This window comes from Cognaticolwellia aestuarii (assembly GCF_002000025.1).
In the GTDB taxonomy this organism is placed as follows: Bacteria; Pseudomonadota; Gammaproteobacteria; order Enterobacterales; family Alteromonadaceae; genus Cognaticolwellia; species Cognaticolwellia aestuarii.
Window position 1 is genome coordinate 221,625 of record NZ_MUZV01000003.1, and the last position, 14,817, is coordinate 236,441.

The following is a 14,817-nucleotide window of genomic DNA, read 5'->3' on the forward strand; positions in this document are numbered from 1 at the left end:
ATGACACCAGCGGTTAAACAACTAAAAAAATTATCTATCCCTTATAATTTACATCAGTACCAACATGATACTGATTGTAAATCTTTCGGCTTAGAAGCTGTCGAAAAGTTACAAGTTAGTCCCAATAGCGTTTTCAAAACACTGGTGGTTGATGTTGATAATCGCTACTTAGCCGTTGCAGTTATTCCTGTCAAAGAAAAGCTGAGTTTAAAAAAACTGGCAAAAATACTACAGTCTAAAAAAGTAAAAATGGCTAATGAAAACAAAGTAGAAAATTCAACTGGCTATATTCTTGGGGGTGTTAGTCCATTAGGACAAAAGAAACGCTTAATAACGATACTAGACCAAAGTGCTGAGTCATTAGATTCACTATTTATTAGTGGTGGCAAGCGCGGTTTAGAAATAGAATTGTCGCCACAAAATCTTGTAATAACCTCACAAGCTAGCTACGCTAATATTACTATCGATTGATGCTAGTAAAAGTTTAAGTGAGTTAACTATAAAATCTATTCTTCCAAAACATATTATCGTGTTTATCATTGCCCTGTTCACATCAACAAACAGTGTTGCAAAACAAAAATTTAAGGTTGTTGTTGGGCTTTCGAAACCCCCTTATGTCATTAAAGAATCACAAGCTGGATTTGAGTTAGAGCTGATTCGTCAGGTATTAACGAATATAGGGAAAACACCTGAGTTTATCTTTATTCCTTATGGCCGCTCAGAAAAAATGCTTGAACTGTCTGACATCAGTGCGGTTATGACGGTTAATCAACAGATGTTTCCAAAAAATGATAAACTCAGTGAAAGTTATATTAACTATCAAAATGTTGCTATCTCATTAAAAAATAGAGCAATAAAACTTAGGTCTATTTCAGACATAGCAAATTATTCTGTTGCTTCTTTTCAGCTTGCTCACAAAGTATTAGGTCAAGAGTTTGCTGCGGCAGTCACAGATAGCGCTATTTTTATTCAGGTAGCAAACCAAAGAAAACAAGTAGAACTGCTTTTACTTGGACGTGTTGATATTTTAGTCATGGATATTAAAATATTTTTACATTACTTACATGCCCTTGGTATGAGTGAAAAACAAAATGATATCCAGTTTCATTATATTTTTCCATTAAGTCCTTATCGCGTAGTTTTTAAAAATGTTGATGACGTTGCACGCTTCAATCAAGCAATGCATAAGTATAAATTGAGTGCAGATTATAAAATTTTACTCAAAAAATATAATTTCTAAAATTCAGCTTCGAATTAAAAACATATAAATTGAGTCTCTTTACCAGATACAAATCTACAACAATTCTCCCGTCTATTTACTTGCTGTTCTACCTTAATTAGCCTGATAATTGGATAAAGTAGACAAAATCACCTATTTTATAAATACATCGATAAGAAAGCTGCGGGTTTACAACCATTGGTTTCATCATTGATAAAGTCAAACCACAGAGGAGCAAAAAAAGTATGAAGTTGAATACTAGTTTTGGCCAAATTAACTTTCTTGATACAAATATTGCTGAAGTCATCATTAATGAAAATATAGAAATAACCTTAGAGATAGTTGACGAATACGATGCTTTATTGGCAAAACGATTTTCGGGTAATTACGCGGTGCTGGTTAATAGAATAAACAGTTATAGCTTTGCCTATGAGGCACTGCTTTGTGTTGGCTCTGCCGAAAATTTAAAAGCACTAGCTATCATTAATTACAATAAGGCGAGCGAACAACAAACAAAAGAATTGATATCAGTGCGACATATGGACAACTTAAATCTTAAAGAGTTTTCTGGACTAGAGTTGGGGCGTGATAATGCTATTCATTGGCTTAATGAGCAGCTAACAGCAATAAACAAAAATGAAGCGATAGTACAACCATCAAACTAAGCTATCTATCAAGTTAAAGGGTCTTATTCGCGTAATAAAGACCCTTTTCAACAATGCTATAGCCTATCGGCATAATTTCTCAGCAACTTAATCACTTGTGCTTTTGGCGTTTTCGCTAAACGCTTAATTAAACTAAAAGGAATATTATCTAAGCCAAAACGTGCTCGAATATCACTTAACATAACTAGCCATAACTCAGCGGTCATTTCTGCATCAAATAATGCTCTATGAAAATCACCGTCAACAGCAATATTTTTATAATTAATTAATGTACCCAACTTATGATTTGGTGCATCTTGGTAGATACGTCGAGAAACTAATAGCGAACAAGTAAACTCACCGATCACCTGACGATTTAAACGAGCAAGTTCCGCCTCCAAAAAACGAGCATCAAAAGAAGCGTTATGGGCTAATAAGTTGCTATTGCCAATAAAATCAGAAAAATCAGCCATGACCTTCGCACAAGATGGAGCACCAGCTAACATACGGTTATTGATACCCGTATAATTTTCAATAAAACTATTAATGCGCCGCCCTGGATTCATCAACGCTTGGAATCTATCGGTAATGACACCATTTTCAAGTTTGACCGCACCTATTTCAATCGCCCGATCCCCTTGATCAGGTGATAAGCCAGTGGTTTCAAAATCCAGAACAACTATCGAATCAGCAAACACCTACACTTCCTTTACGACTAATACATTAACTAAAACAAAATTATGTCATATTTTTAAAAATATAACCTACGCTCGTTCTAGCAAAAGGCAGAAAACTGTCATTACCTTCACTGCAATAAGCGCTAAAAGTATGTATGTTGACTTATGTCAACTTAACCGCCAATGAATACATCAATATCTTGCTTTAATAAGTCAATAAGCGCATCTTTTTGATATGTACTAATACAAATAATCAAGCTGATAGCGAAGCAATTGAGACAATGGAATATGCAGAGACGATTAAAACAGCCGAAAAACAATATATACCCAAGCCACTTGAACATGCATTTTCAAGTGGCTTGGGTATATCGCTATATGACGCTAATCTCCATGGCGGGCTTATGTTTAACATGCCATAGTGCAACATCCACATGATAAGGCGATCGGGTTTAATCTAGGTGATGTTAAAGGCGCATTTACTCTGCAAGAAATAACGTTATCAAACATTGAATAAATGCCTTGATTAATCTTCGTTACAGACATTTGATGGCCGGCAGATTTTATTGAATTGTCATGACAGATAATATAACAATATAAATAATTTTTTTACCGTCAGTAATTCTATTAAATTGAACAATAACATCAGTTTTTATTATTTTACAGGACATAAGTATTTAGTAATAATAACTACATCTTAGTTATACAAAATTAAATAAAATAAAGAGCTCTGATTAATTTTTATTTTTCAGCTGTTAACATTAACGCAGTTCAAAGCGCTTTAAATTCACAACACGACATATGAGGTAATAACATGACTGATATCAATATTGGTATTAATAAAGAAAATAGACTAGAAATCGCTAACGGTTTAAAGCGACTTTTAGCTGACTCTTACACGTTATATTTACAAACTCACAACTTTCATTGGAATGTAACAGGTTTACAGTTTCGTGAATTGCATCTAATGTTTGAAGAGCATTACACTGAATTAGCGGTTGCTGTTGATGATATTGCTGAACGTATTAGAACGCTTGATGTCGCGGCACCAGGTACTTATAAAGAGTTCTCAACACTTAGCTCAATTAAAGAGGTTGATGGCGTGCCTAGCTCTGCTGAGATGGTAGAACTACTGACTAAAGGTCATGAACAAGTGATCCGAACAGCAAGAGAAGTGTTAAAAGTAGCGCAAGCGGCAGATGATGAATCTACAGCATCTTTAGTTTCTGATCGCATGGGTATTCATGAAAAAACAGCTTGGATGCTAAGAGCAAGTAAGAAATAGCTCGCCCCCCATGAAGCGATAATACTATTATCGCTTCAGCTTTTTACTATCATTATATGAGCCAAGCTGCTGATTTAAAGTCTAAGTAGATGGAAAATAAAAGTCAGTTTAAACACTCCCTAGGATGTAAAATAACTCTATTCTTCCTATATCTTAAACAATCTACACTAGTGTAATGCGCCGCATCAATGACAAATGAGTGATGTTATTGTGATGTAAAATACTTCAACAACACCTGTGTTTATCCTAATATATAACATTTTAAGTACGGAGTCTTTTGCATGATCACCACCAATCAACTTGCGTTATTTATTGATGTAGTTCAACAAGGCTCTTTTGCTAAAGCGGCAGCACTCCATGATATGGATAATTCATCGTTATCAAAACAAATTAAAAAACTTGAAACCAGTTTAGGTGTGCAATTACTTAACCGCTCTACCCGCTCGTTTGCTTTAACACCTGCAGGAGAAGAGATTTTAACGCAAGCAAATGTGCTAATTAACACATTGCATCAAATACAAAACATTGCTGATTCATATCAAAAAACGCCTAAAGGGCACATTCGCATTACCTCTTCAATAGCCTTTGGACAAATGTACCTTCAACCGACAATTTCACAATATTTAAAAAAATTTCCAGAGGTAAAAATCACTTTATCATTAGACGATAAAAGAAATGACATTATCGCAGATCACTTTGACTTGGCATTTAGGGTCGGTAAACTTAGCGATTCTAATTTGATCGCTAAAAAAATAGCCAAGACCAATTTCGCCATTATTGCTTCAAAAACCTTTATTGCAAAGCATGGTATGCCTGAAACGCCCAATGAACTGATAAAGTTACCTGCTGTTATTTACAGCAATGGCAAGGTAACACTTGATCAAATGCAATTGAGCTCATCACCTACAAGTAATGAAATGAATAGCTATCGAATGAAAGGTAATTATAAAGTAAGCGACGTTAAATCGATCATTGAAGCCGTAAAGGATGGTGTCGGCTATGCTATGGTAGATTTATTCAATTTAGAGCAAAACATTAACGAACTTGACCTAGTTGCCTTATTGACAGACCATAAAATCTCTATGATGGATACAGGAATATACGCAATTTATCCACACCGCAACCAAACACCGTTAATTACAGAGTTTATTAACCATTTGCAAAATAATATCGGCACACCGCCTTATTGGGAGCGCCATATCACTAACTATCATAGTTTATATCGTTCACAAGAAAATTAATATCGACGCACTTTAAGCCGTGACTTTACTACATTTTATCTTAATGCTTCTGGATAAAAACTTGTTAATTTGAGGTTTTGGGCGATATATCAGATATCATTATTATACCCTTAGTATTTTAGCCTGCGTGCTAAACAGGCTACTTTCTTACATTAGCATTCTTCAACGAAACTCATGTATTGCTTTAAATCGCCTACAACGGCTTCATTAAGTAGCTTTGCTGTTTCAACTGCATAGGCTTGATTAAAGTGAATATCCCATAGATCAGACTCTTTACGCCAATGTTCATAAACAACAAATTTATTTTCTTGGCCCGCAACCGTGTATAGATCAAATACTAAATTACCTTGCTCTAAACGGGTAGCACTGACATGACTATTAAAGCATTCGAGCAGCTGCTGTCGGTATTCAGGCTTGATGTCAAAAATGAAGAAAACAGAGAATACATCATCATCATCTTGAACCACTTTACTGTTACTTTCATGCAAGGGTGTGGGCGTAGTATCGTTAAGCACCATTACCTGCGGCGCGCACTTTGCAGCAGTTTCAAGCATAGCTAATACAGTATTCACATAAGGTTGCTCAGCATGTGCGGCTAAGGCTGCTTGGTCTTTGAAGCGTTCATACGCGAAAAAAACACCCGCTTGATTTTTATCTTGGAATAAACGTAACTCAAAGCAGCCTTGCTCATTATCTGCGCCTTGCTTATCAATAATGAGCGCCGCTTTGAATGTTTCAATGTGCTCTGGTTTTATCTCAAACTTTACGATTTGTGTGATCATTTTAGCTCCGAATTATAGCAATTTGATTAATTAAGTGATCTACTTTTTCATCAGGATAAATGGATAATGACAAGGCATAGAATTTAGTCAGTCGTTATGCTACAGAGATATTATAAATCGCCGTCATTATTGATGTTAGCCCTTAAAAATTAGCAGTTAATTAATCAATTGGGGATTATTTAACGGTTATCGATGGAGCTAGTGGCTTCATCGCTAATGTTTAATTTATACTTCTGTTAAAATATCTGAATAAGGTAATCGCGATTTTGGTAATGTTGCGTTAAAGTCATTCTTAGCATCGCTATACCCTAGTGTCACAACGAATAAGCTGGTAAATCCTTTTTCGGTCAGTCCAAACTCTTCATCTAATACCGAAGTATCAACCCCTTCCATTGGCGTAGCATCAATACCAAGTGTTGCTGCACCTAATAATAATTGGCCTAAGTTCAAATAGACTTGTTTATCTAGCCAGTGATTTAAATCATTAAATTTATCTTTGTGTAAATTAATGAACATTTTGCGACCTGCATCCATACCGGCTCTGAACGTTTCAAGATCACCATCAAAACGACCATCTTTTTCTTCTTGAACCAGTAATTGTTCTAAATACCCTTCAGGTGTTTCCAATCGACTCGCAAAAACAATAACATGTGAAGCATTGCGTATAGAGCCGCTATTAAACGGGTAAAGGTCATCTGTTGATTTGGCAATTTTATTTTTACCTTCTGGTGTTGCAGCAAGCACAAAATGCCAAGGCTGAACGTTAACACTTGAAGGGCTATAGCGAAGCAGCGCTTTTAGTTTAGCGATATTCTCAGGAGATATTTTTTTACTCTCATCATATGCTTTTACTGTTTTTCTGCGTGTGCTGTAATAAGTAATGTCATTATTCATCATGGTCCCTTATTGTAATGCCCTGATTAAGAAATAAAGTTTAAAAGCCTGCTAACACTATTTTACCTTTAGTTTTTCCAGTCTCTAAAAATTGATGCGCTTTACGCAAGTTCTTTGCATTAATTTCACCAAAGTTTTCACCCACCGTTGTTTTAAGTAAGCCATCATCGATGAGTTTTGCCATTTCATTCAAAATGTCATGCTGCATCTGCATATCTTCAGTTTTAAATAATGAACGAGTAAACATAAGCTCCCAGTGCACAGAAATAGCTTTAACTTTGAATGGCATAATATCGAGTACTTCAGGGTCATCAATCAAACCAAACTTTCCCTGAGGCTTAATGACTTTTTCTATTTCTACAAGGTGTGAATCGGTATTATTTAAACTAACCACGTAATCAACTTGCGCTAAATTTTTCTTTTCAAATTCATCACTCAGTTTATTACTGTGATTAATAATATAATCTGCACCTAGCCCTTCTAACCATGAAACAGTTTCAGCGCGAGAAGCAGATGCTACAATAGTTAAATCGGTTAATTGTTTCAGTAATTGCACCATGATTGAGCCAACACCACCCGCAGCACCAATAACTAAAATGCTCTTTTTACTGTCGCTTTTAGAAACATCCAAACGATCAAATAACATTTCCCATGCGGTTAATGAGGTTAAAGGTAAAGCGGCAGCGTCACTAAATGAAAGTGATTTGGGCATATTGCCTACAATACGCTCATCAACCAACTGCATTTCGGCATTACTGCCTGAACGGGTAAGGTCTCCGGCATACCAGACATTATCGCCAGGTTGAAATAGCGTAACGTTATCGCCAACCGCTTTCACAACGCCAGTAGCATCCCAACCGATAACTTTCCACTCACCTTCAGGGGCAGGTGAACTCGCTCTAATTTTATAATCAACGGGGTTAACAGAAATGGCTTTTACTTCCACTAGAATATCGTGTCCGCTAGCAGTAGGTTGATTAATCTCAATATTTTGTAATGAATTTTCATCTTCGATAGGTAAATTTTGTTGGTACGCAATTGCTTTCATCTTCAACTCTTTTATTTGTCAGGTCTTGTTACTTCAATGGATATAGTATGACGCCAACAAAAAAGAAATAAATGACCACAAAGCAAAAACATTATGGACATTATGTACCACAATAGAAGAACTGTACACTAACTTAAGGCTGAGCTTAAGACACTAAAATTACAGTAGGTTTCTCTGTGAGAGCCGCTAGCAATAATATTAGCGGCGAGCAAAAACAATAATTTCATAGACGATTACTAACTTAAGTCAATTTTATATCTCTTACTTCTGTAGACTAAATCATAGAAAGCATAGCAACCGAATAGATTATAGTTGCCATGTTCATCGGCCGTTCTAATGTTTTTTTTAAATAAAATTAAATTATTAACTTAATGTATTACAATGATTTATTAATTCCGATATACGGACGTTAATCTAAGATTAGCACAATTGCTAACGGCGACAATAAAAAGGACCACTATGAAATTAACTACACTTGTTCTGTCTTTATCACTAATCTCTTTATATAGCTCTGCTAACGAATACGAAACAACCGTGGGTCTCGGCCACCAATATGGTGGGGTGCTAGGCGCTCAGTTTGCATATAAAACAGCATCAACCAAATACTATGCTGCCTTAGGTCTAGTTGGCGTTTCAGCCGGCTTTCAAACAACATTTAGCGAAAACTCTCACCATGCTTACGGACTTTCTGTCGGTCAAGAAGAAATACAAAGTGAAGATGGTTTTATTTTTGCTACTTATGATTACCACTTCAATGGTTTTTTACAAGACGGTCTGGTCATTGGTACAGGTATTGGCATAACTCGTGAAGATAAAGGTGGTTTTTATTCAGACTCCGGCCAAAGTGAAACATCAGCCGCTGTAACCTTAAGCATTGGCTATAAGTTTTAAAACTGACTTGCACGCTAAATCACTTTGCTTATTATAAATAATTTAGTTAACAAGTAAGTTATTTATCAGTGCTGTTTTACATTAAAAACAGTACTGAATACTAGCAGATATGACCCACGTATACTTTACAGCGAGCAACTAAGTTTTTATCGTTTGCTTTAACGCATTTAATTGTGTCGCTATTTCTTCCGCTTCAGCGGTGAGCATGGCGTAACCTTTAATGTCACCATTTCTTTGTGCCAACATAGCCTGCTCTAGCTTAGCTTCATAACTTTTATTTAATTTTTTACTCGGATCTTTTTTAAAAATAGAAAACATAAATAGTACTCTTAATTAGACTGATGAATTTTAATCTCAACTTCAATTGTGAACATATAAAATGTTCTCTCCTACACAACTCCTGAGTTTTCAATAACAACTACCTTGCTATATAGCAACGTGATTATCTTTTACTTGTCCTATGGTTAAAAAAATACAAGTCACTATTTATAGCGATGTATAGCCATATCAATATACATCACTGGCAATAAAAGCAAGATTGGTGTGGCTATAACAGTGACAATAGCGTCCATAATGATAATCGCTGTCGCATTGTCCCCCTGATATCATGCCCTCGACATAAAGAGATTATCCGAAAGTAATGTCCGCGCCATCTAAATACGTTTAAAAGTAAGTTTTAGTTTTATTATTGAGGTAAATTAATTACATTGATCGCCAAAGTTAACTATTTAGTTTAAGAGTCCAGCCAATATGTTATTGACACTCATCTGTTGCACACTGTTTATTTTACTGGTTAGCTTATTACCTTTATTGCGTCATCCCCATTGGTTTATCAGAGGCATGGACTTTCCACGTTTGCAATTTACGATTTTAGCCGTAGCCTTATTATTCGCTCACTTTGTTTTTTTAGATATAAAAGCCCCTATCACGCAAATATTGCTTTTAGTTACCACATTGTGTGTTGTATGGCAGTTGTGGTGGATATTACCTTTTACTTTTGTCTGGCCAAAAGAGGTCAAGAACTCAGATGATCACAGCATCGATAAGCAACTAACGATACTGACATCAAATGTCTTTACACCCAATCGCCAAGCTGATGCCTTAATTACCCTCGTTAAACAATATCAACCTGACGTACTCGTAACATTAGAGTCAGATAAATGGTGGCAAGAGCAGCTTAAAGTAATTGAAGTTGACATGCCATACTGTGTTAAATGTCCGCTAGATAACCTTTATGGCATGCATGTTTACTCACGTTTACCGTTAAGCGAACAGGAAGTATGTTACTTAGTGCAACAAGATGTACCCTCTATACATACCGCACTTAAGTTAAGAACAGGAGACAAAATTCGTTTACATTTTCTTCACCCTGCACCACCAAGCCCAACAGAGAATACAGAATCTACAGAGCGAGATGCTGAACTGGTGATTGTTGCTCGTAGTATTGCTCAAACCAACCACCCCGTGATTGTAACGGGAGATCTTAATGACGTTGCTTGGTCTGCTACTACACGACTATTTCGCAAGATCAGTGGCTTATTAGATCCAAGAGTCGGTAGAGGTGCATTTAATACTTTTCATGCTGACTACCCCTTTGCTCGTTGGCCGTTAGATCATTTATTTCATAGTGATCACTTTACCTTACTTGATATTCAACGCTTACCCTCAATCGGCTCTGATCACTTCCCTTTACTTACTCGCCTATCATTTACACCACATCAAGGTGCTAATCAACAAGGGTTGCAAGTTCAGAATGAAGAACAGGTATGGTCAAAGGAAATTGCTGCATCAAAAGATGTCAGTAAAAGTGACGTGCCTAAGCCGATGAATTAAAGCCACTTAACAACAGTTAAATTAAGTCCTGTTCTGAACTCGATTTATCGGCAAATAAAGCCATAACAGTGTTTAATCAGCTATAAATGCCCATATATACTAAGCACAGTGTGGCTAAGTTTATCAGCCGACGTTTTATGGTTAAGCTATTTAATCACACCTGAGCTTCGCGACAGAACTTTAGCTGCTAAAGCGCACTATAACGACTTTTTATCAATCCTTATTATGGAATAAACAATGCAAGCACTAAATAAACAATTAGATTTTATTATTGAATTAGATCGACTCAAAGGTGTTTATCGACAAGCGCTTGTTAAATCTGATAAAAACAGATTTGAGAATAGTGCTGAACACAGTTGGCATATAACGTTAACCGCTCAGATCCTTCATGAATATGCTGTAGAAAACGTTGATATTTCACGTGTTATGAGTATGTTGCTCATTCATGATATTGTCGAAATTGATGCTGGCGATATGTTTGCCTTTTCCGATAAAGCAGCACTTGAAGAGCAAAGAGAAAAGGAAATGGCTGCGCTAACACGTATTTTTGGTTTGTTACCTCAAGAACAGTTTCAAAAGTATAAAGCCTTGTGGTTAGAGTTTGAAGGTGCAGAAACTATTGACGCAAGATTCGCTAAAGCAATGGATAGTGTTTTACCTTTACTGCAAAACATGAGAAATGAAGGCGGCAGTTGGGTTAAACATAACGTGAAAAAGTCGCAGGTTATTAAGCGCAACCGTTACCTTGAAGGCTTAGCACCTCAGCTGTGGCTGTATGTTTGTCAACAAATTGATTTTGCTGTCACACAAGGCTGGTTACTTGAAGATTAATATAAGCATTTGTATTTTATCGCGTTTATTTTAACTAATATCTAAGTGAACTTTTAGTGAACAAGGCATAAAATCATTTCTGCTGGTCAGCCTCATTATTTTTGTCTTAACACAATCAGTATTGCAAAATAACAAAAAGGCTTAGTATTACTACTAAGCCTTTAAAATTAGCTATGGTGTCTTACATGACCTAAGCAGCATGTATTACTTATAACTGTTTATCAATACGCACAGTACCGTTAGCAAGATAAACCATGCGAATAGCATCTGTAGGTTGAAATAGCATTTGACGGTCTAAGTCTTGTATCACCATATACTCATCGCCACTTTCTACTTTTATCATCAGCTCTACTAAATGTAGTGTTTTTTCACGATATTCGGGGTGGCGGTCATGAGCTACCGAACCACCAATGATAGCGCCTAATACTGTTGCAACACCTCGGCCACTTCCGCTACCGAATTGATTGCCAATAGCACCACCGATAAGCGCGCCACCAAAGGTTTTCCAGCCTTGATTTTTATCTTGTATCAATTCTCGTTCAGTAATATTACGCACTGATAAGATGTGGCCAAATAAGATCTTTTCTACCGGCACAGCCTTATTACGTTCATAATCAGCATGCGCAAAAGGCATTACTAACAGCCAACAGATTAATGATAAATAGATAGTTTTCATACTGCCCTCCGGATGAATGTTATGGCTTTACAAAACAACTGACTTACCAGCCGACTGATGCTTTAGTTTTGGTTTTACGAATCTCAGTTTCATCTGCCCAGTCCACTAAACCACTTTCAAGATCCATTAAACGTAGGGTAAATTTATAATACACGTCTGACTTATCCTGATTGCTTTTTACAATGCTCGATAAATTGCCGTATAACATATATTGTGCGCCAACTTGACGACCAAACTGTAGCGCCTTGCTTGGGTCAACCATACCACCATCATGTTGAAATTTTAATTGCTCACGTGCAGCTTCAACGCGTCCCATATCTATAAAACGAAACTTACCTGAACGCAATAATTTGGTTGATATTGAATCAGTAATCGACTCAGTATCTATATGTTCACTGGTTTTGTTTTTTAAGCGCTCAATAAATATTACGGGGCGAGTATTTTGCGTTAACGTACCAACAACCGGTGACAACAGTAATGAATCAGTCATTTGAGCTGCGACTTTTTGAAGATCTGTTGAGCCAAAATTAATATCAGTGGTTTCTACGGCGGTGGCGTCTCCATAACGAACAACTGATTTATTAGCACAACCAGATGCGATAACAAGGGTTAAGCCGAGTGTTGTTACTAGTGCTAATTTATTCATAATACGTTTCCTTAACTATTAATATTCGTATGCTTTTTCAGGGACTTCACGAACATAAACACTGAATGTGCTGACATTAATGTTCGGTGCTAAACCTCGTAAAGTCGTTGATTGTTGGCCATGTAACTCTATTGCTTGCCAGGGTGTTTTTCTTGCTTCAATCACAAAACCATCAGCGTCAAACCAATTAAAATGATATTGCAATTTTTGTGATCTTTTATAGCGGCTGCTAAGTTGCAAATTAACTTCCAATAACCCATTGTTTTTACGTGACTTTACTTCACTAATAAACAAGCGTTTAGCTAAATCTGCATTATGTACTTCCAGGTGCTGACTAAAATCATCACCTGGGGTCATAAGCCCCGTGCCTATTCCAGACGTTACCGGTGGTGTTTTATTTGCACATCCAGCAAACGCCAAAGTGCTCAGTAATGTCACAGCTAAACTCGCCGTGAGTTTTTTCAATTTATTGTTACTATTCAACATACTTCCTCCTGGCTTATGCTTATACAAGCCCTAATAGTGGTTTATAAATTAATCACTTGATAACCAGTATAGTTACCAATAGCTGAATAATAGATTAACGTCATCTTATTGGGCTTCACATCTAGGTTAATATCTTGTTGTTTTGTGTTAATTTGCACTTGTAACACTTGCTTACCTGCCGGTACCTGCATCCGCAAAATATCAACCTGATCAGGCAGTGTTGACCAACTTCGGGTATCAGCTCGCTCAGACGCTATGTTATAAATGCTAGCCAAAATATTGCCAACATCACCTGCTTCTCGACTCAACTTTTGCCGCATTTGTTCTTTGGCAACAACTCGTACAACTTGACGCGTTAACAATGCTGGTAATTGTTCTTGTAAGTCTTTTGCCGCTAATGATTGGAGACGAACAATTTCATTAGATTGATAACTTTGCCCGCTATTTTTAACAATCGTGCTACTGTGTTGTGGTAAATTTTCTGAGTAAACGGGTAAAGAAAAACTAAAAAACTTTACCCCATTGTTACTTCGGCCAATGGGTAGGTTTAAGCTGACATCTTGTTTACTATTCACAATATCTTTTTCGATTAGAAATACTACTTGTCCTTGCGACCCAGCGGGCTTGCTTTGATATTTCCCAAAGCGGCGCTGAAAATGCTCTAAATCTTCTGTCATGCCTAACTTGCTTGCTAAACGCAGAATATCTTGCTGTAAATAAGTGTTTTCAGGGTATATTTCTATCGCCCGCTTATAATCAATGTAAGCATCATTTAACTCACCACTGGCTTCATATAAAATACCTGAAAGGTAAAAAGTAAAAGCGTTTTGAAAGCCATTTTTTACTTGGCCAATAGCACCAGCCATACTCGGGTAAGTATTTGCTAAACTGTCGGTATTCATACCTGACTCATATAACGAATTTTTGGTGTTATATATGTCGCCTTGATAAGCTTTAAGGGCATTTTCTTGCACTAAATTAGCACGACGAATTTCAACTAACGCCCCCGTAAGGTCATGCTGAAATAAATAATTCAACGCTTGATAGCTGTGCAGCATACTTTGTTCGTAATAAGGCACTTGGTAAGAAATAGCATTATCATTACTCACGGAAGCGCCCAGTTTTTCAATGCCTCGACTCAGTTGAATTTTTGCTTTATTACGTTGTTCTTCAAGTTCGCTATAAGCTTGCGCAAAATTATTTTGGCTGGCTTGCCAGTTTGCCGCTAAAAACGCTAATCGTCCTCTTTCAAGCAAATTGAGTACATAGCTACCATCATTTTTTGATCGCTCTGCCAATAATGTTTGCGCCTTAATAAAATCCCCTTGGCGTTGTGCCGTTTTCACTGCTTGCATCTGGCTACTATAGCCTTGAAAAATATCAGCAAACTGTAACGAACTACAACCGAATAAAGTGCTAAACATTACGGTTACAAGGATACGTTTCGAAAGAGGCTTTATCATTTGAATTAATTTATTTCCATACCATGGTACTGACAGTTTTTACTTTCGTTTTATTTAATGACGATTTCTATTGGCAATCTTCATTGCTCATAACGTTGAATCAATTCACCACTTTTATAGTGCTAAAAGTAATCCTATTTAAGATCAGTAGCAATGATTACTTTGTTGTGAAAATGTAAGAAAGTTGGATGTTTTTGCACTTAG

Annotated in this window: 17 protein-coding genes; 8 read left to right on the forward strand and 9 right to left on the reverse strand. The window is 36.6% G+C overall.

What is annotated here, in order from left to right; genetic code table 11:
- The 3 genes from ybaK (at position 1) to B0169_RS06145 (ending at position 1,884) form a co-directional block, all read left to right on the forward strand.
- Complete coding sequence (gene ybaK, locus B0169_RS06135; protein WP_077285083.1) at positions 1-471, forward strand: Cys-tRNA(Pro) deacylase; 471 nt, start codon at positions 1-3, stop codon at positions 469-471.
- Positions 472-529: 58 nt separating this feature from the next.
- Positions 530-1,240, forward strand: a complete 711-nt coding sequence (locus tag B0169_RS06140) for a substrate-binding periplasmic protein (RefSeq protein WP_158077058.1) — start codon at positions 530-532, stop codon at positions 1,238-1,240.
- A 224-nt stretch (positions 1,241-1,464) separates the two neighbouring features.
- The gene (locus B0169_RS06145) at positions 1,465-1,884 is read left to right on the forward strand and encodes a hypothetical protein (protein WP_077285085.1); all 420 of its coding nucleotides are present in this window, start codon (positions 1,465-1,467) and stop codon (positions 1,882-1,884) included.
- 56 nt (positions 1,885-1,940) lie between these two features.
- On the opposite strand, the gene B0169_RS06150 is transcribed toward B0169_RS06145, so the two are convergent.
- A complete protein-coding gene (locus B0169_RS06150) occupies positions 1,941-2,561 on the reverse strand; it encodes a 3'-5' exonuclease (RefSeq protein WP_077285086.1) in 621 nt (206 codons plus the stop codon).
- 790 nt (positions 2,562-3,351) lie between these two features.
- Here B0169_RS06150 and B0169_RS06155 point away from each other — a divergent pair.
- Both B0169_RS06155 and B0169_RS06160 read left to right on the forward strand, forming a co-directional pair.
- Positions 3,352-3,822 (forward strand): Dps family protein, encoded by a 471-nt coding sequence (locus B0169_RS06155; protein ID WP_077285087.1) that lies wholly within the window; start codon positions 3,352-3,354, stop codon positions 3,820-3,822.
- Positions 3,823-4,103: 281 nt separating this feature from the next.
- A complete protein-coding gene (locus B0169_RS06160) occupies positions 4,104-5,063 on the forward strand; it encodes a LysR family transcriptional regulator (RefSeq protein ID WP_077285088.1) in 960 nt (319 codons plus the stop codon).
- A 152-nt stretch (positions 5,064-5,215) separates the two neighbouring features.
- Here the strand turns inward: B0169_RS06160 and B0169_RS06165 are convergent, their stop codons facing one another.
- The 3 genes from B0169_RS06165 to B0169_RS06175 all read right to left on the reverse strand — a co-directional run bounded on the left by B0169_RS06165 (position 5,216) and on the right by B0169_RS06175 (position 7,787).
- Positions 5,216-5,845: a putative quinol monooxygenase gene (locus B0169_RS06165; protein WP_077285089.1), complete on the reverse strand. Its 630-nt coding sequence runs from the start codon at positions 5,843-5,845 to the stop codon at positions 5,216-5,218.
- 225 nt (positions 5,846-6,070) lie between these two features.
- The gene (nfsB, locus tag B0169_RS06170) at positions 6,071-6,739 is read right to left on the reverse strand and encodes an oxygen-insensitive NAD(P)H nitroreductase (protein ID WP_077285090.1); all 669 of its coding nucleotides are present in this window, start codon (positions 6,737-6,739) and stop codon (positions 6,071-6,073) included.
- 40 nt (positions 6,740-6,779) lie between these two features.
- A complete protein-coding gene (locus B0169_RS06175) occupies positions 6,780-7,787 on the reverse strand; it encodes a zinc-binding alcohol dehydrogenase family protein (RefSeq protein ID WP_077285091.1) in 1,008 nt (335 codons plus the stop codon).
- 459 nt (positions 7,788-8,246) lie between these two features.
- Here B0169_RS06175 and B0169_RS06180 point away from each other — a divergent pair, with 459 nt between their 5' ends.
- Entirely contained in the window at positions 8,247-8,678 is a 432-nt protein-coding gene (locus B0169_RS06180; protein ID WP_077285092.1) for a hypothetical protein, read from the forward strand.
- Positions 8,679-8,816: 138 nt separating this feature from the next.
- Here B0169_RS06180 and B0169_RS06185 read toward each other — a convergent pair whose 3' ends face one another.
- Entirely contained in the window at positions 8,817-8,996 is a 180-nt protein-coding gene (locus tag B0169_RS06185; protein WP_077285093.1) for a DUF6435 family protein, read from the reverse strand.
- A gap of 432 nt (positions 8,997-9,428) precedes the next feature.
- On the opposite strand from B0169_RS06185, the gene B0169_RS06190 reads away from it, so the two are divergent.
- Together B0169_RS06190 and B0169_RS06195 are read left to right on the forward strand one after the other, a co-directional pair.
- Positions 9,429-10,511 carry an endonuclease/exonuclease/phosphatase family protein gene (locus tag B0169_RS06190; RefSeq protein ID WP_077285094.1) on the forward strand — a complete coding sequence of 361 codons (1,083 nt, stop codon included), beginning with the start codon at positions 9,429-9,431 and terminating at the stop codon, positions 10,509-10,511.
- Between the two features lie 237 nt (positions 10,512-10,748).
- On the forward strand, positions 10,749-11,342 hold the full coding sequence (locus B0169_RS06195; RefSeq protein WP_077285095.1) for an HD domain-containing protein: 594 nt from the start codon (positions 10,749-10,751) through the stop codon (positions 11,340-11,342).
- Between the two features lie 208 nt (positions 11,343-11,550).
- Here the strand turns inward: B0169_RS06195 and B0169_RS06200 are convergent, their stop codons facing one another.
- From B0169_RS06200 to B0169_RS06215, 4 genes are read right to left on the reverse strand one after another with little or no spacing between them, the layout of a single operon-like run.
- Positions 11,551-12,018 carry an outer membrane lipoprotein gene (locus B0169_RS06200; protein WP_077285096.1) on the reverse strand — a complete coding sequence of 156 codons (468 nt, stop codon included), beginning with the start codon at positions 12,016-12,018 and terminating at the stop codon, positions 11,551-11,553.
- A 43-nt stretch (positions 12,019-12,061) separates the two neighbouring features.
- On the reverse strand, positions 12,062-12,664 hold the full coding sequence (gene lpoB / locus B0169_RS06205; RefSeq protein ID WP_077285097.1) for a penicillin-binding protein activator LpoB: 603 nt from the start codon (positions 12,662-12,664) through the stop codon (positions 12,062-12,064).
- A gap of 18 nt (positions 12,665-12,682) precedes the next feature.
- Positions 12,683-13,150 carry a YcfL family protein gene (locus tag B0169_RS06210; protein WP_143323482.1) on the reverse strand — a complete coding sequence of 156 codons (468 nt, stop codon included), beginning with the start codon at positions 13,148-13,150 and terminating at the stop codon, positions 12,683-12,685.
- A 41-nt stretch (positions 13,151-13,191) separates the two neighbouring features.
- Entirely contained in the window at positions 13,192-14,574 is a 1,383-nt protein-coding gene (locus B0169_RS06215; protein WP_077285098.1) for a COG3014 family protein, read from the reverse strand.
- Between the last annotated feature and the right edge of the window lie 243 nt (positions 14,575-14,817).

Bases quoted from the DNA above. Each gene is read 5' to 3' on its own strand.
- B0169_RS06145 (WP_077285085.1), top strand. From the start codon at position 1,465: ATGAAGTTGAATACTAGTTTTGGCCAAATTAACTTTCTTGATACAAAT.
- lpoB (WP_077285097.1), bottom strand. From the start codon at position 12,664: ATGAATAAATTAGCACTAGTAACAACACTCGGCTTAACCCTTGTTATC.
- B0169_RS06160 (WP_077285088.1), top strand. From the start codon at position 4,104: ATGATCACCACCAATCAACTTGCGTTATTTATTGATGTAGTTCAACAA.
- ybaK (WP_077285083.1), top strand. From the start codon at position 1: ATGACACCAGCGGTTAAACAACTAAAAAAATTATCTATCCCTTATAAT.
- B0169_RS06195 (WP_077285095.1), top strand. From the start codon at position 10,749: ATGCAAGCACTAAATAAACAATTAGATTTTATTATTGAATTAGATCGA.
- B0169_RS06210 (WP_143323482.1), bottom strand. From the start codon at position 13,150: ATGTTGAATAGTAACAATAAATTGAAAAAACTCACGGCGAGTTTAGCT.
- nfsB (WP_077285090.1), bottom strand. From the start codon at position 6,739: ATGAATAATGACATTACTTATTACAGCACACGCAGAAAAACAGTAAAA.
- B0169_RS06190 (WP_077285094.1), top strand. From the start codon at position 9,429: ATGTTATTGACACTCATCTGTTGCACACTGTTTATTTTACTGGTTAGC.
- B0169_RS06200 (WP_077285096.1), bottom strand. From the start codon at position 12,018: ATGAAAACTATCTATTTATCATTAATCTGTTGGCTGTTAGTAATGCCT.
- B0169_RS06185 (WP_077285093.1), bottom strand. From the start codon at position 8,996: ATGTTTTCTATTTTTAAAAAAGATCCGAGTAAAAAATTAAATAAAAGT.
- B0169_RS06155 (WP_077285087.1), top strand. From the start codon at position 3,352: ATGACTGATATCAATATTGGTATTAATAAAGAAAATAGACTAGAAATC.
- B0169_RS06215 (WP_077285098.1), bottom strand. From the start codon at position 14,574: ATGTTTAGCACTTTATTCGGTTGTAGTTCGTTACAGTTTGCTGATATT.
- B0169_RS06175 (WP_077285091.1), bottom strand. From the start codon at position 7,787: ATGAAAGCAATTGCGTACCAACAAAATTTACCTATCGAAGATGAAAAT.
- B0169_RS06180 (WP_077285092.1), top strand. From the start codon at position 8,247: ATGAAATTAACTACACTTGTTCTGTCTTTATCACTAATCTCTTTATAT.
- B0169_RS06165 (WP_077285089.1), bottom strand. From the start codon at position 5,845: ATGATCACACAAATCGTAAAGTTTGAGATAAAACCAGAGCACATTGAA.